The organism is Dyadobacter sp. HNCC25DJ185 (genome assembly GCF_056895195.1).
This window is the reverse complement of the sequence record NZ_JBXHAR010000001.1, coordinates 81,850-102,355: the sequence shown is the minus strand read 5'-3', so window position 1 is coordinate 102,355 and position 20,506 is coordinate 81,850. Positions and strand designations below refer to the sequence as shown.

The following is a 20,506-nucleotide window of genomic DNA, read 5'->3' as shown; positions in this document are numbered from 1 at the left end:
TAAAGTTTAAAAATAAAACCAAGCGAAGGGCCACTGTGATACTTTTGTTATAACTCTGTAATGGCCCTGGGATATGGTCTGTCTTGCTTTGCATCATTCAAACAAGCAAAACACAACCAGACATGATCAAACCATTGCTCGGGCTCACATTGACAGCCCTTATTTTCAGCTCCTGTACCAAGGACCACGACCCGCAGCCGCAGACCAAAACCATTTCGATCGAAAATGTACTCGATAGCAAACCGCTTGTAGAATCGGGTACATTCAAGGGAACAGGCACGCCGCCTGTGATCCTGCCGGGCCAGTCGGTATCCTTTTCATTTTCAGCCTCTAAAAACGAGCGCATTACCTTCGCTACCATGTACGGATGGAGCAACGATTTGTTTTTTGCCCCTGAAAATCCGGGCATCAGGCTTTATGGAGACGACGGGACGCCGGTGGAAGGCGACGTTTCTGCACAAATCAAATTGTGGGACAATGGTACCAGGGTGAATGCTGCTCCCGGCATGGCGCTGGTCCATCCAGGCACCGCCGAAGCCACTCCGAAAAACATCAAGGAAGTAAAGGGGATGGACGACTATGGTCACACATTCCTGCCTGCTTCACAACTGATGAATGTGTCACTGCATTACGACGGCAGTTCGATGTTTACGCTCACCATTAAAAACCAGTCGGGCGGCACGGCGAATGAGACGCCGTTTAGTCCTGGTGTATGGGCTATTTCCTATGTGGCAGGTACCGACCTTCTGCTGCCTGAGCCGATCTATGGAAACGGGAAAGCCACCACAGAAGGGTTGACCCGCATCGCCGAAACCGGCGACAATACAGTGTTGAGCACCCTGATTACCTCTCTGACCGGCATTTTCACACCGCTTTCCCCGGTGCTGGTTGTTGTTTATCAAGGCAATGAAAATCCGTTTTACAAATCCGGCGAAAACGATCGCGGCGAAGGTTTGAAAGAGCTGGCCCAGAAAGGAAACGCCGACCTGCTGGCAGCGGCACTGAAAAATAAGCCGGGCGTCAAAAATGTGTATGTGCTGAAAGAGCCTACCAGTACCGTGCTTTTGCCAAAGATCAATGGCAATGTCGGGGGCAAAGTTTCACAACCATTGACCCTCAGCTCCGGTGACCGCATTGCAGTCGCGACGATGTACGGATTTTCGAACGACTGGTTTTTTGCCACAAAAGATAACGGTATCGACGGCAGCGCAGCCGGGGATTTTTCAGGCTCCATCGGATTGTACGACAATGGTACAGCTATCGACCAGTTTCCCGGCGCCGGAATCACGCAGTTCAACCTGGCTGGCACACCGCTGGTTGAAAGCAAGCCGATAGCGCCCGTACCGAATCCAAACAAATTCACCACGCTGCCCGCCATCAGCAATATCATCAAAGTAACATTGCAATAATCCCGTCCCGCCGGAGCGAATTTGCTCCGGCGGAACATTAAAATCGACTTACAATGAAAAAGCAAATTCCTGTCCTCCTCCTTTTGATCCTGACATGGGCGCAGGCCCTCGGGCAAACGGCGGATGTACGTAAAAAACAGTTCAACCTCGAAAGTTCAGGGCTGGCTATTCAAGGATACGACCCGGTCGCCTATTTCAAAATGAATAAGGCAGTCGAAGGAAAAAAAGAGCTCACAGCCATTGTGAATGGCGCTGTCTATCGCTTCGTCTCCAAACAAAACAGGGATGAATTTTTGGCAAACCCTGCCCGGTACGAACCGCAATATGGCGGCTGGTGCGCATTCGCGATGGGCAAAAAAGGCGAAAAAGTGGAGGTAGACCCGGAAACTTTCAAAATTCTGGATGACAAGCTCTATCTTTTTTACAATAAATATTTCAACAATACCCTCAAAAGCTGGAACCAGGACGAGCCGCGACTGAAAGGACAGGCGGACAAAAACTGGACCAAATTCGTACCATCCAATTCCAATTCATAATGAGAAAATTGATACTGGCGACTGCATTCGTGCTGGTCGCATGGGGCAGCTACGCCCAGAAATCGCAAATATTCGCTCCCGGAGGCAAGGCCATCAAAGGGTATGATGTGGTCGCATTTTTCAGGGAGGCGCGGCCCGTAGCAGGTGCCGACAGCCTGACCTACCGGTACAAGGACGCCGATTGGCTCTTCGCCAGCCGCGCCAACCTGGATGCTTTCAAAGCCGATCCTGAAAAATACACGCCCCAATATGGAGGATATTGCGCCTACGGCACCTCCCAGGGACACAAAGCCCCGACCGAAGCGGAAACCTGGACGATCACCGACGACAAATTGTATTTCAACTACAATATGAAAGTCAAAAACAGCTGGTCGAAAAACCGGGAAGAGCTGATTGAGAAGGCAGATATGCAATGGCCACAAATCAAAGACAAGGCAGAATGACAACGAAAAACCTTCGGGTCCGGATGTGGCTGCTGAGGCTGGTGGCTGCCGGGATTATGCTCCAAACGCTGTATTTCAAGTTCTCCGCCTCGCCCGAATCGGTCTACATTTTCACAAAAGTAGGGATGGAACCCTGGGGGCGTATACTGGTAGGCGTTTTTGAATTGGTCGCCTCCGTATTGATCCTCGTACCGCGTACGACCGCCTATGGTTCGTTGATAGGCATCGGTGTAATGACCGGCGCGTTGTTCATGCACCTGACCAAGCTGGGGATTGAAGTGCAGGGCGACTCGGGACAGCTGTTCATCTACGCTTTGCTCGTGCTGGGAAGCTGTCTTACGCTCGTGTTCTGGCAACGTGACAGCATCTCAGGCCGCGTGCTCGAAAAATAACACCACAATGCTCTGCCAGCGGTGGAGCATTGCTTTTTTAAACAACACAAAAATCAGGATATGAACCGACAGTTAAGATCGTCGTTGACGGAGCTGCTGACCGAGTTGGCAGAGATACTCGGGCAATTGACGATTTCTCAATATACCCACCGGCTGCCGGTGTTATCGGGTGCGACACTCGGCGCGCACGTGCGGCACATAATCGAATTTTTTCGGGAGCTGGAAAGTGGTTATGACACCGGCCAGGTGAACTATGATGCCCGCCTCCGCGACAAAACCCTTGAAAACGATCGCGACTTTGCCATTCAAATGCTTACTGGCATTGCTGAGGATTTGAAATACGATAACAAAACATTGTATCTGGTTTGCAAGCCGGGTATAACCGCCACGGAATTTCGTATCCACACCAACTATGAACGCGAACTGGTGTACAACCTGGAACACACCATTCACCACATGGCATTACTAAAAATCGGCATCAAAGAGGTGGCCGGAATAAGTTTGCCCGAACATTTTGGTGTGGCCCATGCTACCATCCAATATCGACAGCAGCCATGTGCACAGTAACATTTATCCCGACTTCCGGGGGTGTCTACCTCACGTCCAACCGAGACGAACATTGCGAACGGTCAAGGGCCTTACCGCCTGAAATGCATTCTATGGACGGTCAGGTCGTCACGTATCCGAAAGACCCGCAGGCTGGTGGTACCTGGATCGTGCTTAAAGAAAATGGTGCCGCCGCAGTGCTGCTGAATGGTGGATTTGAGCGGCATTTGCGCAAGACTCTTTACCGAAAAAGCCGCGGACTGGTGATGCTGGAAATTGCTGGCGCTGCACACCCTGTCGACTATTTTCAAAATATAGATCTGAATGCGATCGAACCATTTACCCTCATTTCATTTAACAATTCAACCCTTCATCGCTGCACCTGGGATGGCGACCGGAGGTACGTGTCTGAACTGAATGCTGCTCAACCGTACATCTGGTCATCAGCCACATTGTATGACCGTTCGATACAGTTGCAGCGTGAGGATTTCTTGAGAAAATGGCTGGCAAAAACCAAAGAACCGACCCGGAACGCGGTGCTGGATTTCCACTTGCATCCCAGTCTGCGCTATGAGACAAGCGGTAGGGAGGGGTCGTCAAAGATCAAAACGGTTAGCCTAACCTCCCTGGAAATCCCGACGGCGGCTCCGGCAGACATGACTTATCATGACCTGCTTTCTTCCAGGCCTTCCACTGGCGGGCCTCGAACCAGTGCCGCAATTCATTTCCGATCATTTGAAAGCTTTTCCTGGAAAATCAAAAGGTTTTTGATCCGGCTCATGCACTGGGAATATTGGCCGATGGAATGCATTTATTTGCCGCTGGTTCCATTTTGGATATGGTTAAGCTTGCGCGCGAGATCATTCTGGTTTTTCAGTGCGGCGAATCCGGGCATTCAGTACTCGGGATTTATTCATGAGCGCAAAAGCGACATTCACCCGCTGCTTCCGGAAGGAACCTATCCCAGGAGCATACTCTGCAAACCGGGACAGGATTTGGAAGAAGTTAACACATTGCTTCATCGCCACGATCTGACTTTTCCGCTCATTGCCAAACCCGACATTGGCGAACGAGGGATCGGAGTTAAACTTCTTAGAACAATTTCCGAGCTGGAAGAATATCGATTGTGCAGCAAAGTTGATTTTTTGTTACAGAAATACGTGGATTACCCTTACGAGATCGGCGTCTTTTACCATCGTATCCCAGGCGATGCCAGCGGACAGATTTCCGGTATTGTCGGGAAGGAATTTTTAAGCGTAACGGGCGACGGAAAGACCAATCTGCTATCCCTGATCATTCAGAATGACCGGGCATTATTGCAGCTTCCCGCATTGGCGCGGACATGGGGGAATCTGCTGGAAAGCATTCCGGAAGCCGGCAAAAAAATGGAACTGGTACCGTACGGAAATCACAGCCGGGGTGCCAAGTTCGTTGACCTGCGTACGCGCATTACACCAGAGCTTACCCGTGCGATCGACCAAATATGCGCGCAAATTCCTGGTTTCGACTTCGGTCGGCTGGATATCCGTTTCAGAAGCTGGGAAGAACTGCAGGCTGGAAAACATTTCTCCATCATCGAAGTCAACGGCACCGGCAGCGAGCCTACGCACATCTACGACCCCTCACATTCCATTTTTTTCGCATGGAAGGAAATTTACAGCCACTGGAAAATCGCTTTCCGGATCAGCATGCTGAATTCACGCAGCGGCAACCAAAAGCTGATGACCTGGAGCGAAGGTAAGGCAATGAAAAAGGTACACGACCAGCACCTGAACTTAATGCGAATTCCGGACTGAGATCAGGAAAACTGAAAAAAAATGAATTCTGCTCTATTTGAATACATTGATGGATATTACAATACAAGAAGAGTACATTCGTCTTTGAACTATTTGAATCCGGCAGCCTTTAAGGGTGAATACTATCGACAAAGGGGATGAGGGTTGAAATCTTAAATATTTTACTAACCCGCAAAAAGTGTAAACCAAAAGGGAACCACGTCAGTTGGCAACCATCAGAAGATGCCCTATTGTAAAATGGGCACTTTCAAAGGTAGCCTAAACGGTCCTGCCTCTACCCTTGATCTACTCGTTTATAAAAATTCTCCCTGTAACTATCGCCAACCGGGATAATGGTTTCGCCGATAAATACCCGTCCACGTTCAACACTGGCTAAATGTCTAAGAGAAACGATATACGATTTATGGACTCTTACAAATTCGTTTTGCGGCAACAGATGCTCGATTTTTTTCAATGGCTGCAAGCTCAGTATGCGACCGTTTAAAGTATGGAACGATATATAGTTCTGCAGCGCCTCCACGTATAAAATGTCCCTGATATTTACTTTTTGGATACGATGTTCGGTTTTTATGAATAAGAATTCCGCGGGAGGAAGCTGTGGCGCTGTCTTTTCGTCTATTTGTCTTGGAACATTGTTATTGAGTTCCTGTCTTAGCATACGGTACGCCTTTTCTGCTGCTTTATAAAACCGCTCGAACGAGATTGGTTTTAGCAAATAGTCCACTACATCATTTTCAAATCCGTCCAGGGCATATTCGGCATAAGCGGTGGTTAGTACAACCAGGCATTGTTTGCCCGCAATTTTCAGAAATTGCAATCCAGTTAGTTCCGGCATTTGAACATCCAGGAAAACCAGGTCGATTTCCTGTTCGCGGATCACGGATAAACCTTCGATCGGATTGGTTGTGGTGGCAACAAGCTCTAGAAAAGGAACCTTACCTGTGTAATCAGCCAGTATGTCGATGGCTAGCGGCTTATCGTCAATGATCAGGCACCGTATCGTCATAAACCTGTTTGCAAGACTAAGTTAACAGTATAAAACTCATGTGTGTCAACGATCTCAAGCCTGTGTTTCCCGGGGTACATCAATTCGAGCCTTCTTTTAACGTTGTTTAACCCAATGCCGCCTGTCTGATCTTTTTGACCATTATTCTTTTTATTGTGTACTGAAAATTCGATGCATTCACGATCACCGGATAAACGAATACGTACGGGGTTGGTGGTATCATTCAAAACGCCATGCTTAAAGGCATTCTCAACAAAGGAAACAAGCAGCAAGGATGCCAGCTTTTGTGTACTGACCAGACAGTCGATATCAAATATAACATATGCCTTGCCTTTGGCGCTGATGCGCTGGAGTTCAACGAGATTTTCAAGATACTGAACTTCGGCGCTTAAAGGCATAAAGTCCTCATTACTTTCCCGCAGCATATAGCGTAGTAATTCCGCCAGTTTGAGCAGGGCCTCAGGGGCCTGTTCTGATTTCTGATAGGTAAGTGAATAAATATCGTTGATCGTATTGAACAAAAAATGAGGATTGAGTTGGGAACGCAAAAATGCAAGCTCGGCAGCAGATTTTTCTTTTTCAAGTGACTGTTGCAAATGCTGGGTTCTATACCAGCTTTCAGCAAAAAAATACATTAAGCCATATACAAAATACCTGGGAAAATAATAGAAGAATATATTCTCTATGTAATCCTTTACAGGCCAGGGATGACCTCTGTAATTATCAAACCCTAATACTGGTTTGAAAAAACCATACTCCAACAGATAACGCAAGACAACCAGAGCGGCCAGTGTTAAAAGGGCATGGAATACGGCGAAGACATATCGCTTTTTTACAAACAGCTGTGGAGCAACAAGAAAATAACTGAAATAAAAACAGGTAATTGGTAGGGTAATATAACCTGCCTGGATGATGAAGTGTCTGAGAAAAGGGTTCCCGCCGGTGTTTTCTACGCCGGAAAACGAGCCGTTTAAATACACCGACCCGGTATTGCTGATGAACAGTAAGCACCAGAAAGCAATATGCAACGCAATGAGCCGATTTCGTTCCATCGTGTAAAGATACACCGGCCTGCTTATAAATGGCCAGAAGTACATGAACAGGTCAATTTCATTGATAAACAGGCTTAATTCTTCGAACTGCCTGTTCATCAATGGATTTTGGCTGTTGATCAATCGCATGATATTCTGGTTGATTTATCTTCTCATTTTGCCCGGCGATAGACTAATTTCTAAAATTCTGATCGGGTGGAAAAAAATACGTTAACACTACTATTGGTATTGACTTTGAGCTACGCCAGTGGACAAAATTACATCGACAAGGCCGACTCCTGTTTTAAGATACAGGACTATTCCTGCTCGGCAATCAATTATGAGTTGTACCTGGATAAATCGGATCCGGAGTCGAACGGCATAGCTTACAGGGCCGCAGTAGCCTGGGGTTTGGCAAAGGATAAGGAAAAAACATTTGCAGCCTTGGACAGGTATATTCACAATAACGCCTTGAACCATTATACCTTTTTCAGCGATCAGCTGTTGGAAGAGAAAAGCTTCGATTTTTTAAAGGATGATACCCGGTGGTCGGCAATGATCTCATTGGTACAAAAGGCAGAAGTCGCGGAAAGGGAACGGGAAAGGGTCGCCTGGGAAGCTGCAAAAGCGAATGCCAGGTTGTTTGAAACCGCATTGGATGTGAGACCGCAATTAAACGGGTTAAATATGGCTGAAGATGTCTATCCGAAACTTGCGAAGTTGTTCAGATACAAATCACCTGCCCCATACCTGACAAAAAACGGAATAGTTCTCTTCCTCAGAATTGACCATGCGGACGTTCCCTTTTATGTACATGTCCCTGATGAGTATGATCCGGCGGTTCCAAGCCCGGCGCTGGTGATTTTACATGGAGCAGTCAAAAATAATAAAGGGTATGGCGGCGCTGAGTTGATCCCTTTGATTTACCGGATGACCAGTGTGCATATCCCCGACTACGCAAAAAACGATATCACCATTTATCCAATGGGCATTAATACGCTGAACTGGATGTATACCGAACGAGGCTTTGATATGGTGAACGAGATTGTCATGCACCTTAAGGCCTTTTTAAATGTCGATGACAACCGGATTAAAATGCTTGGCCATTCAAATGGGGCTACCGGAGCTTTTACTTACCTGGTGAAAACGCCGACACTGTACGCTGGTTTTTACGGTATGAATACAAGACCCAAAGTGTACATCGGCGGCACTTTTATGCAAAATGGCATGACGCGGCATTTTTACAATTTTACGACCAACAAGGATTATTACTACCCACCGCAGGCCGTCAAAACGATCGACAGTTTGGCAAATTCATTAGGTGTGAGCTGGCATACTCAGCTTCATAAGGGCTTCCCGCATTGGTTTCCGGGCATGAAAGAGTCGTTGGAGCCCATGGCTCAAATGTTTAAGGATATGGAAACGCGCGTCCGGAATCCGTATCCCGATAAAATTTATTTTGAAACAGACCATGTAAAATACGGGGCTTCAGATTGGATTACGATTACCCATCTTGATACGCTTTCAAATAAAGCCGACTGGCAGACCGATCCTAATTTTAAAATAGCCGAATGGATTGACAATAATGATTTTAATAAAATCATTGCCCGCGAAGAGATGGCCTTTGCATACCCCCATAAATCGGGCGCAATCAGGGCGGTGAGGAAGGGCAACAGTATCCACATTGAAACCAGCTGCGTAGCTTCATTTTCCGTAAAGCTAAACCGGGAAATGGTTGACTACGGTAAAAAAATAAATATCTATCTAAACGGGAAGAAGATCTTTACAAAGAAGATCAATCCAGACAGGCAGTTTACACGATCGAATTTTAAATTAGGGTTAGACAGGAAGGTAGTTTGGGAAAATGATCTGAGTTTTGTGGTTCAAAAATAGATTTGCAAACTTTTTACACAAATAACGATTACCAGCGCGAGCAGTCCTCCCATGGATTTTCATTAAACTCTTACTGTGAAATCCAGTGAAAATCACACAAATTATCTGCCTCTTAATGATCGCCATTTCAAGCATCACTTGTAAGCGACGAACGGGAGCGTAACCCTGCCGAAAATCGATCGCGCCTGTTTCACAGTCAACTATGCAATTTCCCAAAACCGCAGTTAAGTCCTGGGCTTGGAGACTGAGTTCCCTGGGGTTTACAGGTAAAAAGTGTTTTTATCAAAAGTTGCTGGTGATTTGGATGAAAATTGCAGTTCACAGGCTTGAATTTTTACTTCCATGCGATAATTGATCTATTACCCATTACAAAAACAGCCCATTAAATGAAAAGTAGGAAAATCTTAATGTCCGCAATTCTGACGAGTTTGTTCTTTGCCTGCAATCAATCTGGCAAAGCAGATACCCTTCGTAAAGAATCCGTGCGCCAAGCGGGTACCACGCCATCTGCGCAGGAAGCGGTCGAAAATGTGCTTGCAGACTCGATTGATGTGAGCAAACTTCCATTCAGTGAAAAGGAATTGCCCGCGTTTCCGGTTTTTAATCCTCCTGCTGGTATAGTTCCTCTGAATAAGCCGCTTACCCGCGATTTTGATCGTCTGTTTTTTCCGACGCGTGAAGGGATGGTGCCTGTAGAAGGGAAGGTTTATAAAGCATTTTTGACAAGTGTTACCGGTAAAGAATGGTCTTTACCGTACTTTGAAAAGAGTTACAAAGACCTGATCACATCAGCCGGGGGCGTGCTGTTATTTCAAGGAAGAGTACCGCAGAAAGAACTAGACCGTATCAAAGACGAGGCTACCTATTTCGGCGAAGAGGGTTCGATTGATTATACCAACAATGTGGTGAAAGTTTACGCAATCCGTAGAAAGGAGGGAGATCATCTGTTTGTCCAAATATCGGGATACAGTGCTGGAGGGTCAATCCAAATTCTTCAACTGAGCAAAGCAGACAAATAATCACGGAGGATATGCGACTTTTTGATGGGGGGTATAAAAAAGCCTCCCATCCGCAATCAGGCAACGGCATCCCCCAAGGCACTACCCACCCAACAGCTCCTCTTCAGCGAGACATTTTTTGGATAGGCATCAGTCAGGATACATCAATCAGCAAACGGATTGAAGGAAATTCCTATTTGCATGTTCAGGCCCTTGCTGTCAATTTTCTGTACCGGATCAGGCTTGCTGCCAAAAGGGATGGTAATAATGGTCCAGGGCGTTGTGGCAGCATCGTTATACAGTTTATAGCTCTGTTTGAAATTCCTTCCGATGCAGAAGTGGAACTGCCAGGATTTAACAAACTGGTATTCGAGTCTTGCAAACCCGGTCCATTGATTGATCTGGATAAACTGATTGTTATTCTCGTTGGATGACAGGCGGTAGCTGGCTGCTTCGCCATTCAATTCAAGGCCTGCCCTGAGCTTTTTGCTAACGTGATACAAGATGCGGGGCTTGACGGGGAATTGGCCGCTGATGCTCCACTTGTCGTTGGGCCTGTAATCAACATCGATAAAGGGCACTACCTGGTTGCCGAAAAACTGCCTGGAATAGGCCAATCCCCAGCCGGTGCTTAGTTTATCGGAATACTTCAACCGGTAGCGGAACCCTGCGCTGTACCGAAAATCCTTGCTGCTGATGTCTTTTAGGTCTGAAAACAAACCCGCCTGCGCAAAAAGCGTAAAACTTCGGCGGGCCGTGATCCTGTACATCCAAATTCCCTGGAAAATAAACCCGTGCAGGGTGGCGGTATAGCCCGAAGGGAAATGGTGCAGGTTTATATTTTTATATCCGACGGTCGCACCCGCGATGCTTTTGTTCTTTTCGTATAAGGGCATCCGGAACTTTACATCCAGCTGCCTGGCACTGGCCGAGGTATCGTTATACGTGAATCCGGAAACAGCATAGTTAATAGTGGCCACATCCCTTTCCTGAGCCAGGGTCACGCTCGAGACCAGAAGAAACTGCAGGAACAGGCCGAAATATTTTATCATTTTTTTGATTTAATCAATACAGTTGATCCTGATTTACTCACGGCATTATTTTCCCATCCACCATTTCTATGACACGGTCGCAATTCGCTGCAAATTCATCGTCGTGCGTGACGGCTATAATGGTTTGTCCTCTTTCCTTAGCCAACTGACGGAAGATGTCAAACACTACTTTCGTATTTTTCGAATCGAGATTGCCGGTAGGCTCGTCTCCCATAATAATTGCCGGCTCGTTGATCAGCGCCCGTGCAATGGCCACCCGCTGTTGTTGCCCGCCTGATATTTTCGATGCCTTCTTCATTTCGTGTCCTTTGATATCCAGCATCGTCAGCAGTTCCATGGCCTTTGCCTCTACCAGTTCCTTTGACCTTTTCCCCAGTTTGAGTGCGGGCAGCATCACATTGTCCAACACCGAAAATTCGGGCAGCAGGTAATGAAACTGAAACACGAACCCGATATGCTCGTTGCGGAACCGTGACAACTGGTTTTGGCTAAGCCCGGTAACGGTGGTGCCATTGATCGCGATGCTTCCCTGGTAATCGGTATCCATCGTGGAGAGCAGGTACAGCAAGGTCGATTTACCGGAGCCTGATTTGCCGACGATGGCCACAAACTCTCCTTTTTTTACTTCAAAGCCCACATCCTTTAATACCTGGAATGTTTCCGGTTCTTGGAAATATTTATTGAGGCCCTTTGCGGATAATGCTGCGTTCATTTTTTTACACGATTAAATGATTAGCCTCTGAGTATTTCCACCGGATCGACTTTGGACGCCTTGCGGGCTGGCAAGTAGCCTGCCACAAATGTGATGATCAGCCCGAAGACCATCGCCAGGATATAGTCAGTTGGCAGGTAAGAGATCGGGAGCGTGTCGAATGATGCGATTTTGAAGGGAATGCGGTCCACAACGGACGCAATGACAAACCCGAGCAGCAGCCCGACAAAACCGCCGATCAGGCCAATTATTACAGACTGTACCAGGAAAATCCGGACAATGTCTTTGCCGTCAAAACCCATTGCTTTCAGGATCGCTATTTCCCGCATTTTCTCGTTGACGGTCATGTTCATAATGTTGTAGATCCCAAACCCGGCCACGATCAATATGGTGAGTGAAACGGCAATGGCAATAATATCCCGCAGTGTGTTCGCCGACTCCAACTGCCCATTGCCCTCCTGCCAGGCTTCTGTTTTATAGTTGATATCGGGGCGAACGGCACCGGCCACTGCTTTTGCGTTGTTATAATCGCCGATATTGGCAAGCACTTCCGTTGCATAACTTTTATTTTTGGAAAGCAGCTGCCTGGCCGTATTGATGGAGATCAAGGCGCGGCTCTTGTCCACGCTGCCTGTTCCCGTCTGCATCAGACCGGTCACTTTAAGGATTTTGCTGACGCCATCCGATGTAGTTAGCGTAACATTGTCCCCCACCGATGCGCTGAGCTTGCCAGCCAGGCCTGTCCCCAGCACGACCGCATCTGATCGCCTGTCCAGCTCGTTCAGCTGGCCTTCAGTCATGTATTGATTAGTATTGAACATCCTGACCTCGTTGGTTACGTCTATGCCCGACAGGGTTCCGCTTACTTTGGTCACCCCGTTCCGAAAAAACACATTCTGATTGACCTGTTCGGCAACGGCTACCACCTCTTTGTTCTTTTGCAGCACCTGCACGACCTCATCCGCATTCCTGATGCCCTCCGTGTAGCTGATATGCCTGGCATTGCTCACACTAAGGATAGTGTCATCACCCGTTTTCTGCGGGATAAGTAGCGTTGGCTCACCGCCCAGATCGTTGTACACCCTGATATGTGACATGGTGGTGAAGGTGATCTCGGTTTGCGCCCCGTTCACACCGTTCATAAAGCTGTTCATGAAAATGTACATCGATATGCCGAAGGTGACGCTCAGCACCGCCACGATCAGCTGCCTTATTTTCGAGGTCAGGTGTACCCAGGATATTTTCGTATTAACGTTTGCCATTTTTTTTCGTCTTATAAGACCCAGCTTAATCCCGCAAATAATCCATTGCTGTCGTGCGAGGGGTTTCTGTCCGCGCCTTTTATATTGCCGTTGGAAATACGACTGCGCTTACTTTTTTACAGCGGCCATACGGCTATTTCGGTGGTGGGTCATTTCAGGTGCCCGGTAGTTCGGCTCCTTGTTTTTTGTTTTTGTCCCCAGGCAAAAGGATAATATCCTTTTCGGTGAGTCCCGCTTTCACTTCTATCCAGCTACCTGCTTTCTGCCCGGTCCTGATCGCCCTTTCCGTTCCGTCCTTCATCTGAACAAACTGCCCTCTTACCAGAGCCGCCGACGGGATCACCAGCACAGGCCTGGTTCCGTCCTGTATGATATTGGCTTGCAACTGAGTACCCGATAACAATAGCGGCGGCGGGCTCACGAACACGGCTTCCACGATATAGGATTGTTCCGTTTGGTCGAATGCAGGCAATATCCGGGTAATGGTGGCGGTGAAGACCGTGTCGGGATAGTTATTCATCTGCACAATGGCGTGCTGGCCGGTGCTGAGCCGGGTAATATCGTCTTCCGCTATAAAAAGTTTCATGATGTGGCGGCCGCTGCCAATCCTGGCAATCACCTCGCCCTTGCGGACCAACTCGCCCCTTTTTTTGAGCACATCCAGCACGATTCCCGGCTTATCCGCACTGATTTCGTAGTCGCTCAAGATGGCCCGTTGTGTTTTTACCTGTTGCTGGCTCCTGTCGGCATTCAGGCGCAGCGCATCTTGTACCTGGCTATAGTTTTTCTCCAACGCCACCAGGTTACCCTGCGAAGTTTCGTATTGCAGTGCGGCCTTTTCAAATTCCAGCTGCGATACTGAATTTTTGCTTCGCAAAACCGTATAACGTTCATAGTTACGCTGATCCTGGTCGAGCTGTGCCCTGGCCACTTCGAGCTGTGACCGTAACTGCGCTAACTGTGGCGCCTCGAAAGCGGCATTTTTCCGGGCATCGTTGTATACAATCTGTGCCTCCTGCAACTGGGTGCGGGGAACCTCGCTTTTGATACGGACAAGGATATGCCCCGCGACAAGGTTATCCCCCTCTCTCATATTCAGCTCCCTGATCGTCCCATCCGCCGTGGCGGCGATCACATATTCGTCTTCCTGTTCCAGGTGGCCGCTGGCAAAAATTGCCTGTTGCAGCCTTTTCCTGACCGGGTGGGTTTCCTGCTGCCTGTTGCATGCGCAGAGGCACATCAGGAGTAGGGTTACCATCATTGTTGTGCTGTTCGCCTTCATTGAGTTGACTTAAAGTTTTATCCGCAGATAGCGCTTGTAATAACTGATGTAATAGTTGCTCAGGCTTTGCATGTACTGGTTTTGCACCAGCAGCAGGTCCTGGAACTTGTCGAGCCGTTCGTCCAGGCCGATGATCCCGCTTTCATACCGGTCGTTGACATGCCTGTCGCTGCTGCCCTGGAGCAGCAAGATCGCCTCCTGCTGTTTTAGGTCCTCCATGCTCTGGTGGTACTGAATTTGCAGGTTCTCGTCTTCCTTTTGCGTTACACGTGCCTGATTGTCCAATACCCGTTGCTGCTGATGGAGCTGTATTTGCGCCTGGGCGATCCTTTCCCTGGCAGACAGACCGTTGAAAATGGGTATGCTTAACTTGACACCCCAGAATTGCTGGGGCAGGTTGTTGGCGGCTGACAAATCAAACATTTTATCGGTGGCCCAGTTGCGGTTGTACTGGTAGCCCACTGTAAGCGTGGGATATTGCAACGACCTGCTTTGTGCGAGCTGCTGCTCATCGAGTTGCAGCTGCGCCTGCTGGACCTGTACTTGCGGGTGAATGAGGCTGGCACTTTCTTCGTTGCTGCTGATGGCCACCAGCGTAGCCAGCCCGCCGGAGAGTATTACCTGCTCGGAGGTATTCAATTGCGACTGGAACTGGTTGTACAGCTGAGCCAGTGACGCCGTAAGGCTACTTTCCTGCTGTATAGCCTGTATATGCTGGATTTTGCTGCGGTTCAGGTTTTCTTCGGTAAATAAACCGGCTTCGTATTTGTCCTCCGCGATGCGGTTAATGCTGTCCGATGCCGCGATATTGCCCCTGGCAATGCCGATGTATTTTTCAGTAAGCAAGATGGAATAATAGGTTTGCGCCAGCTGGTTGTATACCTGAAACCTGGCATTGCGGGTATTGGCCTCGCTAAGCTTTTCCGTCGCCCGGGAGGTTTTCACCTCGAACCATTTTTGAAAATTGAGCACGTCCCAGCTCGCCTGTATACCCGTGCTGTACAGGTATTGCCTCCCAAAAGTGTATTCGTTGAAGGTACCCACTGGTGCCGCCGGGTTGAACAGATTCGCTGGAACCAGCGTGGGCTGGAGGGTAATGTTGTCATTAAACCCGGCCGAAGCGTTCACAGCCGGAAGCAAGGCGGCTTTCGCGGCCTTGTTCTTTGAAGCCGCGATCAGCTGATGATCTCTGGCGCTTTGTATGCTGACCGCGTTTTGATCTGCATAGCCGAACACTTCTTCTAGCGATCTAAACCTGATCTGGGCCTGGCCGGAAAAACGGGCCGTGCAAAGGAGGAGCAACAGAAGTATTAATTTTAGGTTTATCATCGTCAACAAGCTGCTTGGCTTTACAGCTGTAAAATTGACCAATGCATTTAGATCCAAGAACCGCTTTATGGGTAAAGCAGGCAAACAACGTACTAAGGCGGGCAGGTTACGATTAGCCTGCCTCCTGCTATGCCGCCGGCAACCAGAAGGATCACGGCAGCCGGGCCATGAAGATTCGTTTTGTCTATTGCAGGAACGTCCTACACGGGGTAGCAGAAAGCCGGGGCAGAAACAATGGATCGTTTCTACCCCGGCTTTCCTGTCTTTTCAAAATTACGACGGCTACTTAACCCTTGTCCAGACCTGTGATTTAGTCATAAATCCTGCCTTTGCTGTGAGTTCCATGGTACTGTCTGCTTTCATTTTTACAGTACAGGGATAGCTTTTCCCTTTTTTGGGCAGCAATACGTTGCCGGTATAAATACCCTTGCTGTACACCATCCGTGTCAGTTGTTTCCTACCAACGATCTCGTGGTCGGGTGCCTCCCTGATCAACGCATCGTAGCCGGTGCCTGCTTTTACAAATTCTATTACACGCGTTCTGTCCTCATTTGTCCATTTACCCAAAATAGAGTCTGTATTTGTTTGTGTATATGCAGTAGTCAACAACCCTGTTACGAAAACAAGTATCATAAATATTGGCTTCATCGCTCTTATCATTTTTATAATTTTTGTTGGTGATGTAAACTGAATAGCGTGTTGCGGCTACGAAAGCGCAAGTACCCTCCATAGACTACCGTCGGGTTGAGAACTTTTTCACCGGTAAACGACGACTCTCCTTCTTGGTCTTGCCAACACGTACACCGGCGGTGGAGCGGGCTGCACTACTACAACAGGTTTTGCCGGGATGGGAGCAGGTCTTACAACCACCACCCTCTCAGCCGGAACGACAACCACCCTCGCAGGCAGTGGGGGACAATAAACAGGCACGCCCAATCTAACAGAGACAGATACTTGTGCAGAGGCGTCGGCACCCCAAAGGCTGCTTGTCAGCAGCGCCATTGAAAAGATTACTTTTTTCATTTTTACAATTCTAAATGTGAACAATTATGCTTTCGACCTTGGCAGGGGCTATTAAAAGTATCCATCAGGTCAAAACGAAACGGACATACCGGGCATCGAAGCAGGCGGTTACCACCAACCATCATCATAACAGCAGCTCTGATGAGAACACGCAGCTTTCTTTCCGCTCCTGTAAAATTGAATGGAAACCCGTCATCCGAAAAGGACAATCTGTGGCAAACGGGCAAATCGTACGGTAACGCAGGCAACTTCTTCCCTACCCTCTTGCCCGGTTATGTGAAGGATCTGCAATTTGTCCGGGCCACCGCAAGTGAAAACAATATTGCTGGCCCGGGGAGGCAGGGGTTGACTTTACCACGCATGAGTGGTGGAAGGCGGCCGGTAACCACGGCGCCCACCACTCAGTGATGTTTATCTTTAAGGCTTACCGGGAGTTATGGCAGCTATTTGCTTCAAAAGCGTCCGTTTTTCAACCTTTGACCTGGACAATGCTACGGCCCGCCGGTAGTAAGTAATGGCGAGCCGCTCATCCGTCTCTTTATGTAAATAGCCCATCAGCCCGTAATAGCAGCTGTATTCGGGCATCGACAGCTTTCCGGCTTCCTGGATGGCAACGGCGTTTCCATGCACTTTGGCGAGGGCGAAAGCACGGTTGATCGCTGTTGCGGGTGAATATTCCAGGATAATGAGCTGGTTGTACAATTGCAGGATATGCTTCCATTTTTCCTCCACGTCTGTTGTGTGCCAATAGGCAATGGCAGCCTGCAGATGATAGGTCGATACCTCTTTGGTCGAGAAGGCCCTGAAGAGATAGTAATTCCCCCTTTCGATCAAAAACTGGTCCCATAACGTTCTGTCCTGGTCCTCGTACAATATGGCTTGCCCGGTGTCATCCGTGCGCGCATTGAGGCGGGAACTTTGAAAGCACATCAGGGAAAGGAGCGCACTGGCCCGGTGCCTGTCTGTGAGGCTACTTTCCACCAGCAACAGTGCCAGTCGCATCGCTTCGGAACACAGGTCCTTGCGAATAAAGGTATCTTCATTCTGAGAGAAATATCCTTCGTTGAACAGCAGGTATAAGGTCTTTAAAACAGCATCAAGCCTGGCGCTGCTTTCGTCTTCATTTAATTTCCTCAACTGAAATCGCCCGGACCGTAAATTGGCCCTGCCTCGCTGCAGCCGCTTTTTAATGGTCTCTTTGTTCAGCAGAAAGGCGTTTGCGATTTCTTCGACACTGAAACCGCAAAGGATCTGTAAGGCCAGGCAGATTTGTACAGCGGGTGGATTAGCAGGATCACACACGGCAAATATCATCGAAAGCTGGCTGTCGGCAATGATGTCTTCAGTAAACTCAAACGTCTGCCCGGGTATGGCTTCATCGGGTGCTATTTCCGCTTTGATGCGGGATTCAAAAACCTGATGGCGCTTGAGGTAATCCTTTACCTTGTTCTTTGCGACCGTATACAGCCATGCGGCGGGGTTATCGGGAATACCGTGTAAGGGCCAATGTTCGGTGGCTTTGAGGAAGGTTTCGCTGGCGATGTCTTCTGCAACCTCGATGTGCTCCAACCCAAAACCACGGCTCAGTACGGCAGTCAGCTTTGCATACTCCTGCCGGAACAGGTGCGGCAGAAGCGTGTCGACGGAGCTGTTTTGTGCCTGCATTATTTTCTCTTTTTTCCGCTGGCTTTTGCCCTGGGATTAAAATCAAGGCATTGCTGCATCCAAAAACTGAAGTCTTTCTCACTGCGGATGCGGTCAGGACTGATATAGCCATAACCTTTGTAAGCCCTGCCACCGCTGATCATGGAACGAAAACCTTCCTGCTCTGCAAAGGTATCCTGCAAGACTGGGTCAAAACGGACCAACATCTCCTCGCCGCTTACACAAACGCACATTTTTCCGTTGACCATAAAAGTGACGCCACGGAACATTTCCTTTTCCCCGATCTCCACTCCAGGAACATCGGCCAGGTAAGCGCGAATGCGGTCAGCCAGTTTTAAATCGTAAGACATCCTGTTTCTTTTTATTTGTACAAAAAGCTAAAATGACGACAAGGAATGCCGTCATTTTGAGGTTCATTTTCCTGGCAACAATTTAGCTGTTATCTTCCGGAGTTACCACTTTTCTGACTTCCACATTGCCGCCGATTTTCAGGATGGGACAGTCCTTTGCCAGGGTCACCGCCTCTTCAATGGTGGCGGTTTTTACGATGATGTAACCGTTGATAAACTCTTTCACTTCGGTGTAAGGCCCGTCGGTTACCACCTCGTCTGGTTTTACCGTTTTGCTTTCGGACATGGAAAGGCGGTTGCCCTTATCGGCCAGCTTGTCCTGCGCTGCAATACCACCCATCCAGCCCATCCAGTCTGTGAGCACCTGTTGCATCTGTTCGGGCGAAGGTTTGAAATCTTCGTTTACACTGTTTCTGAAAATCAAAACAAATTCTTTCATTGCTCAAAGTTTTTATGTTCGTATCTATGACGATCGATCCCCCATTCGGGGACAAATCGGCCGGATTATTTTTTCATCCTTTCCTGGGCCAGTGCAGGCAGGCCGGTGTTGCCGCTCTGGTTCTCAAAATTGAACTTCATGGCTGTAATCAGCCAGGCCTCATCAGAGCGCGACAGAATCACTTCGTACGTTCCTGTTACGCCCCAGCTTTCTGTTCCAATCCAATGCTGCGCCGCGCCCTTAAAATGCACGGTGGCTGTCGTGTCTGCGGTCGATATCTTCACATCAGATACGTCGTGCTTTGTTTTATCGAAACCAGGAAGGAAGGCCGCCCAGGTATCGGTGATCTCTTTGGGGAAAAGATCGGCAGGTGGGTTGCCATTCATGGATGAATAGTCGAGTAGTACGCTGTCACCCATCACCGACATGGCCTTTTGCCAATCGCGCTCATCCACTGCCGCGAATAACTTTTTTATTTGCTGTATCATCAGCTCCGTCATCGTTTTATCCTTTCGGTTTTTGATAAATTTTTAGACTTAAAAATAACAATCGTGGCAATACCCCAAACGGTAATCAGCATGCCCATGTAGTTGACGATGTTCTGATCGGTGAAATCGGCCAGGAAAGCAATGTCAATGGTGGAATGAAAAATGGCGCATACCAGTATGCTGCCTTTTGAACTATTGTATAGCCAGGTGAGCAGGACACTCCCCGTAAGCAGGCTGAACACCCAGCCGAAGCTGCCGGCTATACCTATATCCATAAAACCGGGGCGATATAAAAACAGCGGCCAATGCCAAAGCGCCCAGAACAGCGTGAGAATCAAGCTCGACCATAATGCATTGTACCGGGCCTGCAAACGGGGCAGCGCAAAACCGCGCCAGCCCACCTCTTCGCCAAAACCAAAAAACAGCAGGTTGTACAGCAGGAAACCGACGAAATTAAACTGGGGGAACTCCCTGGCGATAAAAAGGCCCGAGAGCTCAGTCGGTTGATGATTCAACAGATTATTCATAAAGGCTGCGATCACTGCAAGCAGGAAGGGAGCAAACAAAGCAATGGCCGTGTACAACAGCGGTCTGATTTTTACCATTTCCCGCGCGAGCTTTTTCAGGCCCCTTTCTCCTTCAAAAAGCCAAGTGGTGATAAAGGACGCAATCAACGGCCCCAGTCCACCTATACCGTGATGAAATGGCAGCACAGGCAGCCCATCCACTCCGAAGGCGGGGCTGTATAATGGAAACCAGATAGCCCAGCTGATAAGATAGGCCAGCGTGAAATAGACGATCAAAGGATTTGAGGCGGGTTCTTGCTTTTCCATGTATCAGGTTTTGTATTCCGT

Annotated in this window: 23 protein-coding genes; 9 read left to right on the top strand and 14 right to left on the bottom strand. The window is 48.4% G+C overall.

Annotated elements, in window-relative coordinates:
* Positions 1-122 precede the first annotated feature (122 nt).
* The 6 genes from AC1XUF_RS00500 to AC1XUF_RS00475 are packed head-to-tail and all read left to right on the top strand — an operon-like array spanning position 123 to position 5,122.
* A complete protein-coding gene (locus tag AC1XUF_RS00500) occupies positions 123-1,409 on the top strand; it encodes a spondin domain-containing protein (protein ID WP_483339592.1) in 1,287 nt (428 codons plus the stop codon).
* 53 nt (positions 1,410-1,462) lie between these two features.
* On the top strand, positions 1,463-1,945 hold the full coding sequence (locus AC1XUF_RS00495; RefSeq protein ID WP_483339591.1) for a YHS domain-containing (seleno)protein: 483 nt from the start codon (positions 1,463-1,465) through the stop codon (positions 1,943-1,945).
* Positions 1,945-2,388: a YHS domain-containing (seleno)protein gene (locus AC1XUF_RS00490; protein WP_483339590.1), complete on the top strand. Its 444-nt coding sequence runs from the start codon at positions 1,945-1,947 to the stop codon at positions 2,386-2,388. The genes AC1XUF_RS00495 and AC1XUF_RS00490 overlap by 1 nt, the downstream gene beginning before the upstream one ends.
* Positions 2,385-2,780: a DoxX family protein gene (locus AC1XUF_RS00485; RefSeq protein WP_483339589.1), complete on the top strand. Its 396-nt coding sequence runs from the start codon at positions 2,385-2,387 to the stop codon at positions 2,778-2,780. Before AC1XUF_RS00490 ends, AC1XUF_RS00485 begins: the two co-directional genes overlap by 4 nt.
* A 60-nt stretch (positions 2,781-2,840) precedes the next feature.
* A complete protein-coding gene (locus AC1XUF_RS00480) occupies positions 2,841-3,347 on the top strand; it encodes a DinB family protein (RefSeq protein WP_483339588.1) in 507 nt (168 codons plus the stop codon).
* Positions 3,335-5,122, top strand: coding sequence for an NRDE family protein (locus AC1XUF_RS00475; protein WP_483339587.1), 1,788 nt, complete (start codon positions 3,335-3,337; stop codon positions 5,120-5,122). The genes AC1XUF_RS00480 and AC1XUF_RS00475 overlap by 13 nt, the downstream gene beginning before the upstream one ends.
* A 274-nt stretch (positions 5,123-5,396) precedes the next feature.
* On the opposite strand, the gene AC1XUF_RS00470 is transcribed toward AC1XUF_RS00475, so the two are convergent.
* Positions 5,397-6,128: a LytR/AlgR family response regulator transcription factor gene (locus AC1XUF_RS00470; protein ID WP_483339585.1), complete on the bottom strand. Its 732-nt coding sequence runs from the start codon at positions 6,126-6,128 to the stop codon at positions 5,397-5,399.
* A complete protein-coding gene (locus AC1XUF_RS00465; protein ID WP_483339584.1) occupies positions 6,125-7,309 on the bottom strand; it encodes a sensor histidine kinase in 1,185 nt (394 codons plus the stop codon). Before AC1XUF_RS00465 ends, AC1XUF_RS00470 begins: the two co-directional genes overlap by 4 nt.
* Before the next feature lie 66 nt (positions 7,310-7,375).
* Between AC1XUF_RS00465 and AC1XUF_RS00460 the strand changes: the two genes are divergently transcribed.
* Positions 7,376-9,052, top strand: coding sequence for a hypothetical protein (locus tag AC1XUF_RS00460; protein ID WP_483339583.1), 1,677 nt, complete (start codon positions 7,376-7,378; stop codon positions 9,050-9,052).
* Between the two features lie 386 nt (positions 9,053-9,438).
* Positions 9,439-10,071, top strand: coding sequence for a hypothetical protein (locus AC1XUF_RS00455; RefSeq protein ID WP_483339582.1), 633 nt, complete (start codon positions 9,439-9,441; stop codon positions 10,069-10,071).
* 143 nt (positions 10,072-10,214) lie between these two features.
* Here AC1XUF_RS00455 and AC1XUF_RS00450 read toward each other — a convergent pair whose 3' ends face one another.
* The 7 genes from AC1XUF_RS00450 to AC1XUF_RS00420 form a co-directional block, all read right to left on the bottom strand.
* Positions 10,215-11,102 (bottom strand): DUF6268 family outer membrane beta-barrel protein, encoded by an 888-nt coding sequence (locus AC1XUF_RS00450; protein WP_483339581.1) that lies wholly within the window; start codon positions 11,100-11,102, stop codon positions 10,215-10,217.
* Positions 11,103-11,139: 37 nt separating this feature from the next.
* Positions 11,140-11,814 (bottom strand): ABC transporter ATP-binding protein, encoded by a 675-nt coding sequence (locus tag AC1XUF_RS00445; protein ID WP_483339580.1) that lies wholly within the window; start codon positions 11,812-11,814, stop codon positions 11,140-11,142.
* Positions 11,815-11,834: 20 nt separating this feature from the next.
* Positions 11,835-13,076 carry an ABC transporter permease gene (locus AC1XUF_RS00440; RefSeq protein ID WP_483339579.1) on the bottom strand — a complete coding sequence of 414 codons (1,242 nt, stop codon included), beginning with the start codon at positions 13,074-13,076 and terminating at the stop codon, positions 11,835-11,837.
* 154 nt (positions 13,077-13,230) lie between these two features.
* Positions 13,231-14,358, bottom strand: a complete 1,128-nt coding sequence (locus AC1XUF_RS00435) for an efflux RND transporter periplasmic adaptor subunit (protein ID WP_483339578.1) — start codon at positions 14,356-14,358, stop codon at positions 13,231-13,233.
* 9 nt (positions 14,359-14,367) lie between these two features.
* Positions 14,368-15,687, bottom strand: coding sequence for a TolC family protein (locus tag AC1XUF_RS00430; RefSeq protein WP_483339577.1), 1,320 nt, complete (start codon positions 15,685-15,687; stop codon positions 14,368-14,370).
* A 282-nt stretch (positions 15,688-15,969) separates the two neighbouring features.
* Entirely contained in the window at positions 15,970-16,335 is a 366-nt protein-coding gene (locus AC1XUF_RS00425) for a DUF2147 domain-containing protein (protein ID WP_483339576.1), read from the bottom strand.
* 108 nt (positions 16,336-16,443) lie between these two features.
* Positions 16,444-16,710 carry a hypothetical protein gene (locus AC1XUF_RS00420; protein WP_483339575.1) on the bottom strand — a complete coding sequence of 89 codons (267 nt, stop codon included), beginning with the start codon at positions 16,708-16,710 and terminating at the stop codon, positions 16,444-16,446.
* A 141-nt stretch (positions 16,711-16,851) separates the two neighbouring features.
* Between AC1XUF_RS00420 and AC1XUF_RS00415 the strand changes: the two genes are divergently transcribed.
* Positions 16,852-17,118: a hypothetical protein gene (locus AC1XUF_RS00415; RefSeq protein ID WP_483339574.1), complete on the top strand. Its 267-nt coding sequence runs from the start codon at positions 16,852-16,854 to the stop codon at positions 17,116-17,118.
* 9 nt (positions 17,119-17,127) lie between these two features.
* Here the strand turns inward: AC1XUF_RS00415 and AC1XUF_RS00410 are convergent, their stop codons facing one another.
* From AC1XUF_RS00410 to AC1XUF_RS00390, 5 genes are all read right to left on the bottom strand, one after another.
* Entirely contained in the window at positions 17,128-18,375 is a 1,248-nt protein-coding gene (locus AC1XUF_RS00410) for an RNA polymerase sigma factor (protein WP_483339573.1), read from the bottom strand.
* Positions 18,375-18,725, bottom strand: a complete 351-nt coding sequence (locus AC1XUF_RS00405; RefSeq protein WP_483339572.1) for a TfoX/Sxy family protein — start codon at positions 18,723-18,725, stop codon at positions 18,375-18,377. The genes AC1XUF_RS00410 and AC1XUF_RS00405 overlap by 1 nt, the downstream gene beginning before the upstream one ends.
* Before the next feature lie 82 nt (positions 18,726-18,807).
* On the bottom strand, positions 18,808-19,164 hold the full coding sequence (locus AC1XUF_RS00400) for a YciI family protein (protein ID WP_483339571.1): 357 nt from the start codon (positions 19,162-19,164) through the stop codon (positions 18,808-18,810).
* A 65-nt stretch (positions 19,165-19,229) separates the two neighbouring features.
* Entirely contained in the window at positions 19,230-19,652 is a 423-nt protein-coding gene (locus tag AC1XUF_RS00395; RefSeq protein ID WP_483339570.1) for a nuclear transport factor 2 family protein, read from the bottom strand.
* 8 nt (positions 19,653-19,660) lie between these two features.
* A complete protein-coding gene (locus AC1XUF_RS00390) occupies positions 19,661-20,485 on the bottom strand; it encodes a CPBP family glutamic-type intramembrane protease (RefSeq protein WP_483339569.1) in 825 nt (274 codons plus the stop codon).
* Positions 20,486-20,506 lie beyond the last annotated feature (21 nt).